19 protein-coding genes and 4 tRNA genes are annotated in these 16,837 nt (G+C 70.3%); 7 read left to right on the top strand and 16 right to left on the bottom strand.

Features of this window, described 5'->3' with window-relative positions; translation table 11 throughout:
- Positions 1–87: 87 nt before the first annotated feature.
- The 3 genes from EDJALFJO_RS01405 to EDJALFJO_RS01395 form a co-directional block, all read right to left on the bottom strand.
- Positions 88–363 carry a hypothetical protein gene (locus EDJALFJO_RS01405; protein ID WP_088281459.1) on the bottom strand — a complete coding sequence of 92 codons (276 nt, stop codon included), beginning with the start codon at positions 361–363 and terminating at the stop codon, positions 88–90.
- Positions 364–432: 69 nt separating this feature from the next.
- Positions 433–2,220 (bottom strand): S8 family serine peptidase, encoded by a 1,788-nt coding sequence (locus EDJALFJO_RS01400; RefSeq protein WP_088281457.1) that lies wholly within the window; start codon positions 2,218–2,220, stop codon positions 433–435.
- Positions 2,221–2,443: 223 nt separating this feature from the next.
- Entirely contained in the window at positions 2,444–3,133 is a 690-nt protein-coding gene (locus tag EDJALFJO_RS01395; RefSeq protein ID WP_143448222.1) for a hypothetical protein, read from the bottom strand.
- Positions 3,134–3,195: 62 nt separating this feature from the next.
- Here EDJALFJO_RS01395 and EDJALFJO_RS01390 point away from each other — a divergent pair, with 62 nt between their 5' ends.
- Complete coding sequence (locus EDJALFJO_RS01390; RefSeq protein ID WP_088281453.1) at positions 3,196–3,648, top strand: hypothetical protein; 453 nt, start codon at positions 3,196–3,198, stop codon at positions 3,646–3,648.
- A gap of 111 nt (positions 3,649–3,759) precedes the next feature.
- On the opposite strand, the gene EDJALFJO_RS01385 is transcribed toward EDJALFJO_RS01390, so the two are convergent.
- The 6 genes from EDJALFJO_RS01385 to EDJALFJO_RS01360 form a co-directional block, all read right to left on the bottom strand.
- Positions 3,760–5,007 carry a hypothetical protein gene (locus tag EDJALFJO_RS01385; RefSeq protein WP_088281451.1) on the bottom strand — a complete coding sequence of 416 codons (1,248 nt, stop codon included), beginning with the start codon at positions 5,005–5,007 and terminating at the stop codon, positions 3,760–3,762.
- Positions 5,008–5,660: 653 nt separating this feature from the next.
- Positions 5,661–5,930 (bottom strand): hypothetical protein, encoded by a 270-nt coding sequence (locus tag EDJALFJO_RS01380; protein ID WP_088281449.1) that lies wholly within the window; start codon positions 5,928–5,930, stop codon positions 5,661–5,663.
- Positions 5,931–6,188: 258 nt separating this feature from the next.
- A complete protein-coding gene (locus EDJALFJO_RS01375) occupies positions 6,189–6,992 on the bottom strand; it encodes a HEAT repeat domain-containing protein (RefSeq protein WP_158220252.1) in 804 nt (267 codons plus the stop codon).
- Positions 6,993–7,111: 119 nt separating this feature from the next.
- Complete coding sequence (locus EDJALFJO_RS34780; protein ID WP_198949900.1) at positions 7,112–7,561, bottom strand: hypothetical protein; 450 nt, start codon at positions 7,559–7,561, stop codon at positions 7,112–7,114.
- A gap of 94 nt (positions 7,562–7,655) precedes the next feature.
- Positions 7,656–7,727: transfer RNA gene (locus EDJALFJO_RS01365), tRNA-Val, on the bottom strand.
- 109 nt (positions 7,728–7,836) lie between these two features.
- Positions 7,837–8,397, bottom strand: coding sequence for a TIGR02611 family protein (locus EDJALFJO_RS01360; RefSeq protein ID WP_088281507.1), 561 nt, complete (start codon positions 8,395–8,397; stop codon positions 7,837–7,839).
- Between the two features lies 1 nt (position 8,398).
- On the opposite strand from EDJALFJO_RS01360, the gene EDJALFJO_RS01355 reads away from it, so the two are divergent.
- Positions 8,399–8,809 carry an SsgA family sporulation/cell division regulator gene (locus EDJALFJO_RS01355; protein WP_088281446.1) on the top strand — a complete coding sequence of 137 codons (411 nt, stop codon included), beginning with the start codon at positions 8,399–8,401 and terminating at the stop codon, positions 8,807–8,809.
- A gap of 147 nt (positions 8,810–8,956) precedes the next feature.
- Here the strand turns inward: EDJALFJO_RS01355 and EDJALFJO_RS01350 are convergent, their stop codons facing one another.
- Together EDJALFJO_RS01350 and EDJALFJO_RS01345 are read right to left on the bottom strand one after the other, a co-directional pair.
- Positions 8,957–9,808: an aminotransferase class IV gene (locus EDJALFJO_RS01350; RefSeq protein ID WP_088281444.1), complete on the bottom strand. Its 852-nt coding sequence runs from the start codon at positions 9,806–9,808 to the stop codon at positions 8,957–8,959.
- Positions 9,805–10,884: a chorismate-binding protein gene (locus EDJALFJO_RS01345; RefSeq protein WP_088281442.1), complete on the bottom strand. Its 1,080-nt coding sequence runs from the start codon at positions 10,882–10,884 to the stop codon at positions 9,805–9,807. The genes EDJALFJO_RS01350 and EDJALFJO_RS01345 overlap by 4 nt, the downstream gene beginning before the upstream one ends.
- Positions 10,885–11,077: 193 nt before the next feature.
- Between EDJALFJO_RS01345 and EDJALFJO_RS01340 the strand changes: the two genes are divergently transcribed.
- The 3 genes from EDJALFJO_RS01340 (at position 11,078) to EDJALFJO_RS01330 (ending at position 11,364) form a co-directional block, all read left to right on the top strand.
- Positions 11,078–11,150 (top strand) — tRNA-Gly (locus tag EDJALFJO_RS01340).
- A gap of 33 nt (positions 11,151–11,183) precedes the next feature.
- Positions 11,184–11,254 (top strand) — tRNA-Cys (locus tag EDJALFJO_RS01335).
- A 35-nt stretch (positions 11,255–11,289) separates the two neighbouring features.
- Positions 11,290–11,364, top strand: a tRNA-Val gene (locus EDJALFJO_RS01330).
- Here the strand turns inward: EDJALFJO_RS01330 and EDJALFJO_RS01325 are convergent.
- The 5 genes from EDJALFJO_RS01325 to EDJALFJO_RS01305 form a co-directional block, all read right to left on the bottom strand.
- Complete coding sequence (locus EDJALFJO_RS01325) at positions 11,343–12,383, bottom strand: site-specific integrase (protein ID WP_198949898.1); 1,041 nt, start codon at positions 12,381–12,383, stop codon at positions 11,343–11,345. The two genes, EDJALFJO_RS01330 and EDJALFJO_RS01325, sit on opposite strands and share 22 nt — an antisense overlap.
- 47 nt (positions 12,384–12,430) lie before the next feature.
- The gene (locus tag EDJALFJO_RS01320; RefSeq protein WP_143448220.1) at positions 12,431–13,114 is read right to left on the bottom strand and encodes a hypothetical protein; all 684 of its coding nucleotides are present in this window, start codon (positions 13,112–13,114) and stop codon (positions 12,431–12,433) included.
- Positions 13,002–13,415 carry a helix-turn-helix domain-containing protein gene (locus EDJALFJO_RS36220; protein ID WP_088281436.1) on the bottom strand — a complete coding sequence of 138 codons (414 nt, stop codon included), beginning with the start codon at positions 13,413–13,415 and terminating at the stop codon, positions 13,002–13,004. The genes EDJALFJO_RS01320 and EDJALFJO_RS36220 overlap by 113 nt, the downstream gene beginning before the upstream one ends.
- A 63-nt stretch (positions 13,416–13,478) precedes the next feature.
- Positions 13,479–14,372, bottom strand: a complete 894-nt coding sequence (locus EDJALFJO_RS01310) for a DUF4238 domain-containing protein (RefSeq protein ID WP_233149615.1) — start codon at positions 14,370–14,372, stop codon at positions 13,479–13,481.
- Positions 14,373–14,527: 155 nt separating this feature from the next.
- A complete protein-coding gene (locus EDJALFJO_RS01305) occupies positions 14,528–15,451 on the bottom strand; it encodes a caspase family protein (RefSeq protein ID WP_088281432.1) in 924 nt (307 codons plus the stop codon).
- A 443-nt stretch (positions 15,452–15,894) separates the two neighbouring features.
- Between EDJALFJO_RS01305 and EDJALFJO_RS01300 the strand changes: the two genes are divergently transcribed.
- Both EDJALFJO_RS01300 and EDJALFJO_RS01295 read left to right on the top strand, forming a co-directional pair.
- Entirely contained in the window at positions 15,895–16,161 is a 267-nt protein-coding gene (locus EDJALFJO_RS01300; RefSeq protein WP_088281430.1) for a hypothetical protein, read from the top strand.
- Positions 16,162–16,454: 293 nt separating this feature from the next.
- On the top strand, positions 16,455–16,784 hold the full coding sequence (locus EDJALFJO_RS01295) for a hypothetical protein (RefSeq protein WP_143448218.1): 330 nt from the start codon (positions 16,455–16,457) through the stop codon (positions 16,782–16,784).
- Positions 16,785–16,837 lie beyond the last annotated feature (53 nt).

Raw genomic sequence — 16,837 nt, 5'->3', positions numbered from 1 at the left:
CGTGATCTCACCTCACCTGTCGTCGCCGGCCCGGCGTTGTTGAGGGGTCCGCCGGGGCGGCCGGACGCTGCCGGACGCGGCCTGGGCTCAGGCCCAGCTGGACCCGCGGGCGTTCAGGCTCGCGCCACCGACCCGGCCGGTGACGCCCGCGGCCGGCAGCGCCCACGAGGAGCCGCGGACGACGGCGCTCGTCCCCACCCGGACGGTGCCGGTCGTCGCGGCCTGCTGCTGGTCCGAGGGACCCGCGGCGGGGGCGGAGGTGGCGAGGGCGCCGACGGCGAGGGCAGCGGTGAGGACGGCGGCCGAGACGGTCCGGCGCAGCCGGACGGTGCGGGCGGTGGTGGCGAGCGGGCGGGGGTTCATGGCAGGTCCTCCGTGGTGGGCGTGGTGGGTGTACGAGTGACGGGTCGGGCAGAGGTGTGCGCTGGAGGGTCAGCTCCAGGTAGCGCTGGACCAGCCGGCGTCGACCCAGGAGCGGCCCTGCCAGGAGTCGGCCACCCAGCTGCGGCCGTCCCAGCTGTTGTTCACCCAGGAGCGGCCGACCCAGGAGCGGCCGGACCACGCCGTGCCGGTCCAGGACGCCGCGACCCAACTGCGGCCCGACCAGTCGCCGGCGGCGTCGAAGCCCGCCCCGGTCCAGGCGTTGCCGTTCCACGAGCCGTCCGCGGTCCAGGCCGTCCCCAGGAGCGTCTTCGGCGCCCAGACGAGCGGGACGAACGGTGCACCGAAGATGTCGCGCTCACCGGACAGTGCGACGCCGTCCAGCCCGACGTGCGAGGAGCCGCGGGCGAGCTCGAGCGACCCGAGCCCGGTGCCGAAGGTCGCCGTCGTCGTCGACATGAGCGTGCGGATGAAGCTGTTGCCGGCCGCCGACATCGCGGCGCTCACGTTGACGATGCCCGCACCGGCGTTGGTCGTCGTCCCCTTCGCCATGAACTGGGCGGAGTAGCCGAGGATCATCTTGACCTGCTGCGGCGACAGACCCGGGTAGCGCTGCAGGAGCAGTGCGGCCGCGCCGGAGACGACGGCGGTCGACTGCGAGGTGCCGCTGCCGCGGAAGAACCGGGTGCCGACGCGGGCCGACGGGTAGGCCTGGTCGACGGCGCCGTTCGGGACCCGCAGGCCGAGGATGTGGACGCCCGGGGCGACCATGTCGACGTGCCGCTTGCTCGTGCCGCGGTTCGCGAACGCGGGGACCGTGTCGTCGCTCAGCGCGAGGGTGCCCATCGGGTCGCTCGCGCCGACGGCGAGAAGGTTGCCGTCGAGCGCCGGGTTCGCCAGGTCGACGTCCGCCGTGCCGTCGTTGCCGCCGGCCACGACGACGACGATCCCCTTGCGCCACGCGGCTTCCGCGGCGTAGGCGAGCGGGTCGAGGTGGGAGTCCTGCTTGCCGTCCGTGCCGTAGCTGAGGTTGAGGACGCGGATGTTCATGCCCGGGTCGTGGGCGTGCTGGGTGACCCAGTCGATCGCCGCGATGACCTGCGAGACGTCGGCGGCGCCGTCGCTCGCGCCGACCTTGAGGCTGATGATCCGCGCGTCGGGCGCGATCCCGTGGAACCGGTCGGGCTTGGCGTAGTCGGCCGGGCTCTCCACCTGGTCGCGGCCGGCGATGATGCTCGCCATGTGGGTGCCGTGCCCGTAGGCGTCCTTGTAGCGGACGTCGGCGTGCTGGCTGTCGAACGACAGGTCGGGGCCGTTGACGACGTTGCCCGACGTGAGGCCCTTGACCGGCGCGACGCCGGTGTCGATGAGCGCGACGTCGATGCCCTTGCCGGTCCACCCGGCCTGGTACGCCTTGGTCGCACCGATGATCGTCGCGACGTCGAGGATCGACCCGGTGTCGGCCGTCGGGTCGTAGCCGAGGTCGCCGTTGTAGGCCATGACGTGACCGGACACGTCCTCGGTCACGGACACGACGTCCGGGTCGGCCGCGAGCGCGGCCGCTGCCGCGGCCGACACGGTCGCGGCGACGCCGTCGACGATGGGGAGGTCACGGGTGACGTGACCGCCGAGCCGCACGACGTCCGCGCGGACGGCGGCGTGGTGCCCGGGCAGGCCGCGGACGACAACGGCGCCACCCCCGGGCGCGCCCGGCGCAGCGGCCGGACCTGCCGGCTCCGACGGCCGGGCCTGCGCGACTCCGGCACCCTGCGTCGCGAGCCCGACGGCAACCACACCGACGGCCAGCGACCGCAGCCAACCTCGACCTGTGCTCTGCACGCGATCGGTCCCTTCCCTGGGAGCGGCGCGGAAGACCCGCGACGCTTGGCCTCCATGGTGTTCGGCCCCGCAGAGGCACCGCGACGACCGCACGGGTCGCCTCCGCACTGCTCCGCAGGGGTGACGGGTCGTCTCTCGGTGACCGGATCGCACCCCGACGGCGTAGCGGGGCCGCCCCGTGCACCCGTCCGGCCCTGTGCGGGGTCGCTCGAACGGCGTCCGGTCAGGGGGTGCGGCGACCGCGGCGCACGGCGAGGACCACGAGGTGCAGCCCGGCCGCCGCGACGACGACGAACATCGCTGCCAGGACCCGGACCGCGGATGTCGCGGCGTCGTCACGCCCGCGCGCGGCGCGCTCGTACCGGTCCTCGAACGAGCCCAGCGCCGTGTCGACGCCCAGGAGCGGGTCGGTGCCGGGCAGCCGGGCCTCCTCGGCCGTGAGCGTCTCCCCCGCCCGCACCCGCGCCGCGGCCCGCCCGGCCTCGGTGGACCAGCCCGAGAACCCGGCCGAGAGGTCGGCGCCGCGGTAGGAGCCGCCGGCCCCGCCCCGCTCGAGGGCGGCCTCGTCGCCGTCGACCATCCGGGCCACGTCGCTCACCTGCGTCGCCAGCGGCCCTGCGGGGACCGCCCCCGGATCGACCTCCGGCCGCCCGCTGAGCAGGAACAGCGCCACCGATCGCTCGTAGGCGTCGAAGCGCCCGGCAACGTCCGAGACCACCCCGCCGCGCGCACGGAGCAGGACGGCGTCGTCGCGGGCCTGAGACGCCGACCGCCACGCGAAGAGCCCGACGACCAGGGCGACGACGATGACCGCGGAGAGCAGCGGCACGACGTCCCGGCGCAGGTCGGACTGCCGCTCCGACGCGGTGACGAGGTCTCCCGGGGTGTCGACGTCCGGCTGCGGGCCAGGCATGAGGCCGAGCCTAGACGCCGCGGCGATCATGGGCACGCTCGTTACGGGGCACAGTGGGACGCATGAGCGGACGTCCCCTGCTGTTCCTCGATGTCGACGGAGTCCTGGCGCTCTGGGACCCGGTCGTCGAGGTCGAGCGCATCCGACTGGCGGGCGCCACCGGCGTCCCGCTGCTGGTGCCGGTCGGCACCGCGGGCCGGCTCCACCGACTCGCCGGCCGCTTCGAGATGGTCTGGGCCACGGCCTGGGGCGAGGACGCCCCGCAGTTCCTGGCCCCGTGCCTGGGCGTCGGCGCCGCCTGGCCGGTGCTCGACTTCGACCAGTACAAGGGAGCCGCGGCCTGCGACTTCGCCGCGGACCGACCTTTCGCCTGGATCGACGACGAGGCGCACAGCGAGGCCGAGATCCTGCGCGACAACTGCCCGATCGCGCACCTGGTCGTCCACGCCGACCACCGGATCGGTCTGGACGACGATGCGGTCGCTCAGCTTCTCGGGTTCGCCGGCCGGCTGTGAGCTGTCGCAGAACGGCCGTCTGACGAGCGGGCAGGTCCTCGAACCAGGAGCGTGAAAGGCGCGGTGGCTGCGTCGACGTGGACGGCGGAGGTCGGGACGCTGACCCGGACGCTACTGATCCTCCTGCGGCCGGACGAGCTGTTCGAGGAGCGGGACGCGGTAGGGCAACGCGGGAAGAGCGGCGACCCGGAGGAGGTACTCCCGCGGGATCGGGGAGCCGGCGGCCTCCATCCGTTGCAGGAGGCCGAGGAGGAGCATCCGAGGCTCGGGCTCGTCCGGGAAGTCCCCGACGAGGTCGAGCATCCGGTCCAGGCGGTCCCGGCGCCGGTCGACGAGCTCGGGCCGCAGGCTTCCGATGCCGGCAAGGACCACAGGCAGGGCATCGCTGTACGCCGGCACGAGTCGTGCGACGACGCGCGCCGACGACGGCGGCGGGGCGTCCGGACGAGGATCGGCGCCGCAGACCGAGGCCAACCGGCGGAGCACCGCGGCGAAGCCCGCGCCGGGGCGGTCCCCGAGGTGCTGCTGGAACCGGACGTGCCTCCCCTCCGGACGCCAGACGTCGACGTCCAGCGTCAGCGAGCTGCCTCGCCCCAGGACTGCGCCGCCGACGAGGAACGCCGGCTGCCCGGCGAGACCCGTGAGGTCGAGCATGAGGTCGTGGGTGTGCCGCACGTGCAGGTCGGCCACCGGCCCGCGCAGGTTGCTCAGGACATGGCACGTCGCGTCGGCGTCGGTCCCGACGCGCAGGTTCGCCGACACCCAGAGCGCGAGGCCGCGCGCGATGTCCCGGTTCTCGGGGCGGTCCTCCTCGAAGGCCCAGGGCACGACGCCGATCCGCGGCCCGTCGGCCAGCGGCAGTTCCAGATGCTGCGGCCGCCACAGCGGCGTGGGCAGGACGCTGTCGACGAAGCGGTCGAGCTTGACCGTGAACGACAGCGCTACGTCCCTGGTGACCCGCAGCCCGTCCAGCTCGAACTCCTGGCGCCGCAGCTCCGACTGCCACGCGGCGCCGAGCTCGAGGTCCGAGGCGGCGAGCATCGCGAGCTCGTGGAGGACCTGCTCGGCACGGTCGATCTCCCGCAGCTGCAGAAGCGCCGCCATCAGGCCCGTTCCCGCGTGCGGCCCGTGCTCGGCCCGGTCCCACCGGTCACCGGCCACGTCCACGACGGCGCGCCACCAGCCGGCTCGCGCGAGCAGAGCCACGCCCTGGTCCAGGACCGACGCCGACCAGTGCGCGCTGGCGCACGCCCGAAGCACGAGCGCACTCGCTCCGTGCTCGTCGTCGTCCGCCACGGACGCCGCCGCGAGCCGGAGCATCGCGTCGGGCGAGCCCGCCGCCGCCTCGGCCCATAGCACCGGCAGCTCGTCATCGGAGGGGAGGGCTGGAAGAGCGGGTCGCGGGAGCGCTGCAGCCGGCGCGGGCTCGACGTCCCGTTGCTGCCGGCGCCACGCGAACACGCGGGGATCATGGCACGTGGGCCTGGCTGAAGGGGAGCCCGACGGCCACGTGCTGTCGCTGGGCCAGCGCCGTCCCGGGGCGGCCCGCGCCCGGACCCGCTGCACCGGTTGCACCCGTTGCACGAGCCCGGCGCATCGCACGAGCGCCGCACTGATTCCCGACGGGCGGACACCGGCCGAATGACGCTACGGCCCACCGCTCAGCGCGTATGCACGGAAGGTCTCCGTCCCCGTGCGGAGCCACACGCCCGTCCCGCAGCCGGCAGCCGCCGAGTGGTTGACGAGGACACCCCAGATCCCTCGGTGCCCGAAGCGCACCGGCGCTCTGTCCACGACTCGCGCACCAGTCGCCTCAACCTGCACTCGTGAGTACCTGTCCCCCGGCCCTACGTACTCGCGGCCACAGGCATGCAAGAGGTCCGGAGTTCCCGACAAGCCGCCATGCCGAAATCCCTGAGCGCCCTCGAGGCCCACCACCCCGCCGACAAGAACCAGCAGCGCACCCACGGCGCCGAGCGTCCAACGCAGGCGGTGACCTCGGCGGCTGACATTCACATCGGTGAGTGTGCCTCGCGAAGGGCTCGGACGCCCTGCACCACTGCCGGGTCATCGTCGTCCGCCGCCGCATCGAGCGCCATGGCGAAGGCGCGCTCGGCGACCTGGGCCGCGACCGCACGCTGGAACACCCAGTCGTGGTACGCGCTGAGGAGGTCGTCCGCCGGATCCTGATGGTCGGGGACCGTCACCGTGCCGACCGCCCAGAGGATGTGACGAAAGGCCGAAGCGTCCTTCGCGGCGAGAAGCGCGTCCGCCGCGGCCACCGTGACAGTGGTGTCCTCGGCGTCAAGCAGCAGTCGGCGTAGGGCGGCGTCCGCGTCGGCGGCGCCGACGTGGGCACATAGTTGCTCCGCAGCGACAGCACGGATCTCCCAGCACGGTTCATCCGCGCGACGCAGGAGCTCCTGGAGCTGTTCCTTGACCTGTCGAGTAAGGCAGACACGACCCTGCGGTGCACCTGAGATCCTGTGTCAACCTGCCCGGGCTCCGATCGAGCGAGTCCGTCGCCGAATCCTGGCCACTCATTGCGGGATCCGCCGGCGCACGTACTGCTGTTCCCGTGCGGCCCGCGCCCGGACCATCGGGTCACGGTCCTTCGCGGCCTCCCTGCAGCGTTCTGCCCAGCCGGGGACATCGATCAGTCGCACGAGGGCGAGGGAGATCTCGCGGCGGTACGGACTCGCGCTGCGAAGCCCGTCCTGAGCGATCCTCACGACGTCGTCGCGCGTCGGGCTGCCCCGCCGTCCGAGTTCGCGAGCACTGCCCAGGGCTGCACTGCGCACGACGGTGCTCGAGTCAGCCAGGCAGTCCTCGAACGTCGCCCAGCCGGTCGCCGTGATCACCGGGGCGTGCCGAAGGGCGGTCAGCGCCGCCGCCCGCACCGACTCGGGGCCCTCCCGCGCCCGGGCGCAGAGGGCGTCGCACGCGCCGTACGGGTCAAGGGCCACGACAGCCCGGCCGGCGGCCTCGGCGATGGCGTGCTCATCGCCGAGAGCAGCCAACGCACCCGGCAACGCGTCGGGCACCGGCAGGCATGCCAGGGCGGCGACCGCACCCATCCGGACCCGGGGGTCGTCGTCCGCGAGGGCAGCGAGCAGTGCTCGTTGCACCGCCTCGCGGGTGAGCGGCTCCAGCTGCCGGCGGGCCAGCCGCCGCAGACCGGTGACAGCCGAGGCGCGCAGCGCCGGATCGCCGCTCTTCGCCCCCTCGAGGAGGTCGACGACCTCGTGGCGGATCATTCGGCGTTCCCTCCACGGCCCCTGCCCGGCCCCGCCTGCCCGTCGAACGCCCAGAGCCGGTCCAACGCTTCGCGCGAACCGGCCCACGCCGACCGATCCTCGCGCGATGTGTTCCACTGCCGCCGGAACCATCGCTTCCCCACCCGCGCAGCCTGCGATGTTCGAACGCCATCGGCAGGTGTCGGGGCTCTGCAGCCGGACGAACGCTACGGAGAGAACCGAGCCAGGACCTCATCGATCTCGGCGTCGCTCGCCGCCCATGGACGCCGGAGCTCGACCAGCTTCACGAGGCCGAGCAGGGCTACGGGGTCTTCGGCGACGAACCGCGCGTTGCCCAGCACCGCGACGAGGTCGTCACCGCTCCGCGTCACGGTGAGGCCGATCTGCTCCAGCGCCAGGATGGCGGGGACCACGGTGTTCCCCGCCTGGGCGACGTCGACACCTTCGGTCCGGACCCGGAGCGGGGCCAATCCCAGGCCGGCGGCCGGGCAGCCGCCGGCGTCGCACTCGACGTCGGGGTCACCTCGATGCTCGAACTCGTAGTGGAAGCACATGTAGTGCATCTGCTCGAACAGGTCGTAGTCCGCGGCGCCGGCCACGACCGGTCGGGCGCAGCGCCTGCACGCGGGCAGCCGCGAACCCTCCGGATCGATCACGCCGCCGATGCTAGAACCGACCACGGGCACCGGGCCGCACAGCTCAGGACAACGAAGAAGGACCGATCCTGAACGGATCGGTCCTTCTCGACGGTGGGCGATACTGGGATCGAACCAGTGACCCCCTCGGTGTGAACGAGGTGCTCTCCCGCTGAGCTAATCGCCCGGGACGGCCCCGCCGTACTGCTCGGGACCGCACGATCGTAGCGAACGAGGCACGGTCTCGACCAATCCGTTCACGCCGCGCCGCCCGGCGCGATCCGGACGCCGTCGGCCTACAACCCGGGCAGCGGCGGGATCACCTGATCGGGCACCCACTCGGGCACGCCGAGGACGACGAAGACGCCCCACAGGACGGCCGCGACGAACGCCGCCGTCGCGAGGCCGATGAGGATCCGGACCGGGATCGACCGTTGGCCGACCCAGTGCGTCCACGCGCGGACCTTCGCCCGGACGACGTGCAGGAGCCGCTGCGCCCACTCGAACTCGGTCGAGAGGATCGCAAGCCCCAGGATGACGACCAACCACCCCGGACCGGGGAAAGGCACCATGAACAGACCGGCAACGAGAACTGTCGTGCCGACCAAACCGGTGACGACCTTCCAGGCGAGGCGTGTCGCAGGGTTACTGCGGATACGCTCACGCCAGGCGAGTGCCCGTCGCAGGATCGGATGTGACTCTCGCCGAATGGCAGTGGATTCGCTACTGTGCGTGTTCGCGGGGTCTCCCACGGCACCACTGTAGGCAGATCGCTGCGCAGTGTTTCGCTTCGACGCTCGCGGGGAATGATGCGGGCACGGACCATCCGGGTGGGGGTCCACTGATTGAGGGAGCATCATGCAGCCGCACGTAGACGTCGAGTCGTCGGTCCAGCTACGGCTGGTCGTGGCCGACGCGGACGCCGTTCCGCTCCCCGTGAGCCTGAGGTACTCGGCCTCGGACCCGTACGCCGTCCGCGCCGTGTTCTCCGGCGACGGCATGGAGGTCGAGTGGGTGTTCGCCCGCGAACTGCTGCGCACCGGGCTCGCCTCGCCCGTCGGTGACGGGGACGTCCACGTCTGGCCGTCCTGGGGCACCGGTCGCGAGCTGCTCATGATCTCCCTTACGTCTCCTGACGGCCAGGCCGTCCTCGAGGCAACGGCCGATGACGTGCGGTCGTTCCTCGACCGCACCGCCGCCGTCGTCCCGGACGGCGACGAGAGCGCCTACCTCGACCTCGACGCCGCGCTGACCCGCCTGCTCTCCTGATCGACCGTACGACGACGACCTGAAGCCCGCGTCCCCACCCGCGCGGCACGCACACTCCGGAGGCCGGTCCCGCGGGACCGGCCTCCGCGGCGTCCTGCGGCACATCGTCCGGGCCCGGACGACGACAGGGCCGGACGGCGCGCCCGCCTACGGGTCGAGCCGCTCCGCGCCCCGGCGGGCGAACAGGTCCACGGCCGCCTTGCCGAGCGGGCTGCCGGGAAGCACCCGGCCGTCGACGACGTTGACCTGCTGGACGTCACGGGTCGAGCTCGTGAGCAGCAGGTCCTCGACGAACGCGAGCCGCTCGAACGGCACGTCCTCCTCGACGACGGGCAGCCCTTCCTCGTGCGCCCACTCGAGGAACAGCTCGCGGCTGATCCCCGCGAGGCACCCGGACGACAGCGGCGGGGTGACGAGCCGGTCCCCCTCGAGCACGACGACGTTCGACCCGGTGCCCTCGCAGAGCATCCCCGCGGTGTTCGCCAGGAGCGCCTCGTGCGCCCCCTTCTGCTTCGCGGCGCGCAGCGCGACGACGTTCTCGGCGTACGACGTCGTCTTGGCCCCCGCGACGGCGGACCGCTCGTTCCGGGTCCACGGCACCGACGCGACCTCGATGTGCCCGGGCCACGGTGCGGCCGGCGCGGCCGCGACGACGAGGGTCGGGGGCACGTCCGAGCGCTCCGAGCCGAGCGGGCCGGCGCCGGCGGTGACGGTGATCCGGAGCCGGCCCAACGGCAGCGGTGCCCCGGCGGCGGCGGACGCCGCGGCGAGGGTCTGCGCGACAGCCTCCCGGACCTGCTCGTCGTCCGGCGGCGTGATCGCGAGGATGTCCAGCGAGCGGCGCAGGCGCCGCAGGTGCCGGGTCAAGGCGTACGGCTGACCGTCGACGATCTTGCACGTCTCGAAGGCGCCGTCCCCGACGGTCACCCCGTGGTCGAGCGCGGCGACCCGGCCGCCGTCCGCCACGACGTGCCCGCCGACCCACACCGTCGTCGTCATCGGTCCTCCTGACCTGCCGCGGCGGCCGCCGTGGCCACCCGCCCGTCCCGTGGTTCTACACCGCTCGCCAGCCCGACGAGCCGGCGGGCCTTGAGCTCGGTCTCGGCCCACTCGGCCTGCGGGTCCGAGCCCCAGGTGATCCCGGCGCCGGTCCCGAACCGGAGCTCGCCGTCGTCCCACCAGAAGGACCTGATGCCCACCGCGAGCCGGGCCACGCCCCGGTCGGCGTCGACGAACCCGACGGCGCCGCAGTACGGGCCGCGTGGCACCGGCTCGAGGTCGGCGATGGCGCGCAGCGCGCTGCTCTTCGGTGCCCCGGAGACCGACCCGGGCGGCATCGTCGCGGCGAACAGGTCCGCCCAGCCGGCTCCTGGCCGCAGCCGGCCCTCGACCGTGGAGACGAGGTGGACCAGGCCCGGGTGCTGCTCGACGGCGAGCAGGGCGGTCACCTCGACGGTCCCGGGCACGCAGACGTGCTGGAGGTCGTTGCGGACGAGGTCGACGATCATGACGTTCTCGGCCTCGTCCTTGGGCAGCAGGTCGGCCGCGGTGCGCCCGGTGCCCTTGATCGGGGACGACGCGACGACGTCCCCGTCGCGCGCGAGGAACAGCTCGGGGGACGCGCTGACGACCCGCGTCGCCGGCAGCCCGCCGAACGCCGGGACGTCGACGACCCCGGCGTACGGCGCCGGGTTGCCGGCGGCGAGCGCGGCCGCGAGGGCCCACGGGTCGGCGTCCGGGTCGACGGGTGCGGAGAGCACCCGGCAGAGGTTCACCTGGTACACCTCGCCCTCGAGGACCCGGTGCCGGATCTCGCGTACCCCGGCGATGTAGGGGTCCTGGTCGAGGGCGCTGCGCCAGGCGCTGGGTGCGGGCCCGTGCCAGGGGCCGGACGGCGCGGGCAGGGGTGCGTCACGGACGTCGCCGAAGCGCCAGAACCGGTACTCCTCCTCGAACGTCGCGACGACCGCCCACCAGCCGCCCGCGTCCAGCCGGGCCGGGTCGGACGTCGCCTCGACGACCCCGGTCGCGCGGCGGCCGGCGAACCACGCGGCACCCTCGGGACGTCCGGTCACGGACCGGAACGCTACCCGCCGGGCGGCCCGCTCCCCCGGCGTCCGGGGCGGAGTTCCACGTGGCGTCGTGCGGCTGCGCTGGTGGGCCCGACACGCCCGCGCCACGCGTGAAGGAAGTCAGTTGGACTCACCTGCAAGACGTCGGCTAATGTTCAGAACGCGCTCAGGGTGGCGGAAGTCGCCAGGAGATCGTGCGGACGTGGCTCAGTTGGTAGAGCATCACCTTGCCAAGGTGAGGGTCGCGGGTTCGAATCCCGTCGTCCGCTCGGAGGCCCACCAGCCTCACGGTGGCAGCACCCGGTGGAGTGGCCGAGAGGCGAGGCAACGGCCTGCAAAGCCGTGTACACGGGTTCAAATCCCGTCTCCACCTCTCACGCTCCGGTCCCCACACCGGTGCGAGCACGAGGGCGATTAGCTCAGTGGGAGAGCGCTTCCTTGACACGGAAGAGGTCACAAGTTCAATCCTTGTATCGCCCACCAGAAGTACCCAGGTCAGAGCCCGGAACCTCCTCGGAGGAGCCGGGCTCTACCGCTTTCGGGTGACTAACTGAGTGACTACCGCCGTCAGCCGGCTCCGCGAACAGCCGATCCATGACGACGGCGCCGGCTTGGACGACGGGGCGCAGCTGCTTGCGATAGACCAGCTCGGTCACGAGCGTCGACTTGTGCCCGGCGAGCCGGGAAATCTCCTCGATCGGCACGCCGCTGTCCGACAGCAGTGACACGAACGAGTGCCGAAACTCGCGCGGCGTCCAGGCCTGGCCGTCGATGCCCGGCACGGCCGCGATAGCCGTCCGGAAGTCACGCCTCACATCGGCCGAGTCCAGCGGTGTGCCGTACCGGGTGGTGAACACGAGCCCGAGCTCGATCCAGCGGGACCCAGCCTCGGAACGCTCGACCTGCTGCCGCCCCCGGTGCGAGGTCAGGACCGACACGCAGCGAGCCGGCAGCGCCAGGGACCGGCGGGAGAGCCTGGTCTTGGTGTCCCCCGTCGCCCGGACCGACCGCCACACCGCGATGTGCGGCGGCACCGGCGGCATGGCATCGGGCTGGCCAACAAGGTCGACGTGATCCCAGGTCAGAGCTCGAAGCTCCTCGGTGCGCGCACCGGTGAGCAGCGACACCACCACGTACGCCTCCAACCGCCGGCCGATCACCGCATCGAGCACGGCGCCGGCCTGGTCGAGGGTGAGCGCCTTCGACGGGCGCCCGGGACGGCCCTGCGGCACGACGCACAGCTCGACGACGTTCCGCTTAACCAGGTCGCGTGCCATCGCCCTCTTCACCGATCGGTTGAGCACCGAGTGCGCCTTCTGCAGGCTGCTCGTGCTCAGCGCGACCGCACGGCCGGCCAACCAGGACTCGACGTCCCGGGCCGACAGGTCCCGCAGCCGCCGGGAGCCGAGCATCGGGATGATGTGGCCGACCACCAGGTACCGGTAGGTCGTGCGAGTGCGCTCCCCCGCCTTCCCCAGCCCGTGATCCAGCAGATCGTTCACGGCTTCGGCGACGGTGTAGCGGTCCGGGCCGATCGCCAGCCCGTCGTCTAGGTCGCGCAGCAGTGCCTTGAGCTTGTCCCGGGCCTCAGTCTTCGTCCGGCCGCTGGCCTTCTTAACGAGGCGCTTGCCCGCCGGGTCACGCTGACCCGGTGGATGGCGACGTTAGTTGGCCCGAACGCCGTCCAGGCATGGTTGGCGTCCTCACCAAGCAGGCCGGCGAGGGCCTCCGCCCGGTCCAACCGCGCCCACGCCTGGACACGGTCAGTGCGCCGGCCGGCGATGACGGCGGCGATGAGCCACAGCGCGCCAGCAACGGACACGATCGACGGATGATCAGACCGCGTCGGCTTCGTAAGCTCCTCGGCCAAGGCGATAGCCAGCCGCTCGGCGTCCTCGACCTGGTCGTCACGCAGTAAGGCGCATGCGACCTGGTAGCCGGCCATACCTCGAGCGGTGTCGCTGTCTGCCTCTACGGCCGCAGTGGCAGCGCGGTCGGCACACAGCATCGCGAGGTCAGCCGAGCCCAGCTTCGTTACAAGCTTGGCCGCCACGGCGTACGCAGAGACATAAGCCAGGAGTGCCTCCCGACGCTCGCCGTTACGCCGGCCGGGAAACCCCTCAACTGACGCCAGAACGCCTGGGAGTGCCCGCATCACGTCGTCGTATCGGGCGGCCTGGTAGATCCGATGTAGATCGGCCACAGAGACGCGAAGGCCGGCAAGGTCGGTCACGTCGGCGGCTGGTCGCCCTAGGAGCCCCGTTGTAGCTGGTGAGGGCGGCCCGGACTTCGGCCAGGCCCAGCGCGACGTTGTTGCCATTCGGCGCGAGCTGCCACGGCCTACCTGACAACGACTCCACATCGACATGCAGGATGCGGGCAAGGTCCAGGAGGACCGACATGCGGTCTACCGAACGAACGCCACGCTCAACCTGAGACAGCCAAGACTCAGAGCGACCCACCAGCCCAGCGAGCGCAGCCTGACTCAAACCGCGACGACGACGGTATGTCGCGATGCGCCGGCCAATCCCCAAGTCCCCTGCACCGGACTACGGTCTCACGGGCGCGTGCTGCAAACAACCCTGCCGGCCGGCCACTCACCCAGCGCTCGGACGAGTGCGCGATAGCCACGGTCCAAGCTGTGAGCCGGGCCGGTAATACACGAACTCCCGAGCTGATAGCAGTTGCAGTTCGTTCATGGTTCGCACCGCTTGGGGATCCATTACATCTTCTGACTGTTCCATCGCGACGCTAATGACGCAGTCACGAGCGATCGGCATCAGGAGCGTAGAGGCATCGCCGAGCGCAATATTCGGAACCACCTTAGTGTCGCCATCCACATATCGAACGGTTACACAAGGAACGTCCCCGATCAGGAACTCCTCAGACGGCGCGGCATGCCAAACCTGGATCGCCCATTGACTCACTGCATCTTGAATGCGCTCGAACATCGACTCAAGGCTTTCCCTGGCAATGACACCTCGATCAGCCAAGGAAAGCCACTTCTCAATGTAAGGGTCCATTACCGTCCGAAGACCCTCGTCCCCGCCGGGCAACAGGCCTCCGAAGCGCCTGCTGAATTCCGCTTCCAGCAACTCCCGTCTTTCATGCACTGTATTGCGCCGCACTTGGCGCGCAGCCTCGGTAACAGCTTCATCGTGTATCTGCATGAAGCGATGGCTTCTCACGAAGTGCAGCGCCAGGCAGGACTGGGCGGCACTCATGTTCGAGCGACTCTCAAACAGCCTGCCCGATCTTGCCGCGGCCACCATTTCAGGGATGCGGTCTTCTACAGCTTTCCAAAGGGCTTCGGCAGATGTGGATGCAGCACCGACGAAGTTGTCGACCTTGCCGCAACCCCTCAGACCACGCGCACGTAAGTGGCGATCGTGACGAACATCGAACGGAACAAGTTCCCAACCCTTGCCACCATGGCCAGGGGCAGCAAAGCCGCGTAAGACCGCCCGAGACACGACGTGCTGACTTCGCACGTGAGGCTCTACGGCGGCCGCAAGCTCAGCGATGCGAGCAGTGCTTAACGCCTCGGGGCGGGGCGGAGGGATCTTCCATCCGTTCACAGCCCACCACCGTACTCCGGGACACCCCAACAACTCAATCAATATGCGTGCGCACTCGGACTCAAGACCTAGCGCAGACTGATGTCTTGACCGTCCCCACCGTAAGCGTCCTTCATCCTTGACTGTCGACGCTTCGGAAGCTCATCAAGCGCAGCGACAAGCTCATCTAACGTCCAATCACGGCCAACGAGCTCCAAAGTGGCATCTTGATGCCCGCCCATCACCGAAATTGCGTGACCGTTTATCAGGTCAAGGGCGTGCTGCTTGCCACTAGTCAAGAAGTGAGGCGTCTCCCGGATAGCCTTCTTGACTTGGCGAAGCTTCTGCTCAGTAGGCTCACGACCGCCCTCCAGCTCTTCCTGGAAGACATCCAGCGGCGGCCTATTCATCATGTAGTGCGTAAGCACACCATGTCCTAGAGCCGGCAGCTCGAACGCCTCTTCACTTGGGAGCGCAGCCGCCCAAGCATCGCGAAGAACGAAGGTCCGCCAGTGTTCCGGATGAAGCAACATGCGGGCCAAAGTCATGCCGGCGAAGCAGGAGTCCAGGGCCAGCCGAATGTGCCTTCGCGGGTCCTCCGCAGCACCGTAGCTCCACGCGTCGGCCAGATCATTGGGCGAAAGCGGTCCATCAATGAGGCACATGTCGCCGTCGGGGAAGCCGTGCCCCGAGAAATAGAAGTCCAACGTCCCACCATTGGAATGATCGCAGTGGGAATTCAACGCTTCAGTAGCGACTCTCACGGCTGCCAGCACGTCGTCCCGCGTTGCCTCGCGGAGCAACGTCAACTCGCGCAAGCAGTCATCAGCGTCTGGCTCCAATCCGTAGAAATCCTTCCCGAACTCATTGACGTCGGCGATCGCGTAGCGCAGTTCCGCAGATGCCTTCGAGACGTACGCGCCCTTGGGCCCTACTTGAATCGGCGAAGACTCGACCGGACCCGAGCAAGCGACGAGAACGGCGAACCTGTGGGTGTAGTCGGGATGAGGCACCTGGCAAATCCTAGTTGTGGCACTTCCGCGGAGAGGCCTAGTGACAACTTTCTCTACGAGTTCAAGGCGCCGGCTCCGCCGGCGCGGGCCGCGCCGCTCTGCGGCTTCGCCGCCCGCGGCGCAGCCCCGACCCGATGCGCGTACTTGACAGACGAATGTCAAAACGACGACGGCGACCAGGACCAGCTCGACGGTCACCACCGGACACGCCCTCTACGCCCACCGTTCTCAGGCCATCGGCACCGCATCAAGGGCGCCTGCGGCGTCGCTACGCGATGGAGCACGCTCCACCCTTGACCCGGCACCGCCGTCCCGACGACCGGCAGCTACGAGGTCATGCCCTCAAAACGACGTACCTAGATCAGCCGCCCGGCGATCGTCTGGCGTCCTCCATGTGGGTGACGTCTGCCCAGACCCAGCGACGCCGTACCTAGCATGGTGATGTGCATTGGCTGTTCCGCCTGCTTATCATGGTGGGTGCGCTCGCTGTGGCGGCGGTCCTCGCCTGGATCGGTTACGCGTACGTCGACGACCGCCCACGCTCGCAGGCAGCTCAAGTAGAGCGCCGCCAGTTCGCGAAGGCGCACGCAGACCCTTCGGCCGTCCTGTTCTTGACGTCCTCACGCTGGGGCTCTTGGCTGCTGGCCATCGTGTCCTGGGAGGCCTCGGTGGCTGTGATCGTGGCGGGTTACGCCCTCGCCTTCCAATGATCCCGCGGACTGAGTGACTAACTGAGTGACAACGGCCCTCGAATCGCCCGCACGCCAGCGGACGCCGACGGACTGTTCATGCAGGTCAGCGGCCTTTTCGCGGTGACCATGAAGCGATTGACACGGAAGAGGTCACAAGTTCAATCCTTGTATCGCCCACCAGAAGTACAGGTCAGAGCCCGGTTCCTCCTCGGAGGAACCGGGCTCTGCTGCTTCCTGGACCGTCTGAGAGCCAAGCTGAGAGCCAAGGAGGATCGCGCCACCCGATCTAACACTCGGGCCACACTCAGATCGTGAGTGATCGCCGATGGCACCTCCTGGTGCAAGCACGCCCCGAGATCGTGCGCCGGTTGACCGACCTGGGCGTGGTCCGGGCCGAGTACGTGTCGGCCTTCCCCGAAGACGACTTCGCCATCTGGATCGCGACGGAGTCCGACGCGGACCTTGCTGCCCTCCAGCAGGTCGATGATCTCCACGACCGAGTTGCCCGGGTCCTTCGTGACATCGGTTTCGTCGACGCGGAGCTGCGCGGACTTTTGGTCTGCACACAATCTCAGGAGACCGTCGACCGGGACTACGCGGGCAGCTGGTTCTACGCCCCCCTCTCTGTCAGCCTCTCGTGAGACACCTCGGCAGTAGTGATTACTGAGTCCTGAGGGCGAGAGTTGGAGATCGA

This window comes from Kineosporia sp. A_224 (genome assembly GCF_002198655.1).
Taxonomy (GTDB): Bacteria; Actinomycetota; Actinomycetes; order Actinomycetales; family Kineosporiaceae; genus R-H-3.
This window is presented reverse-complemented; position numbering and strand designations above follow the sequence as displayed.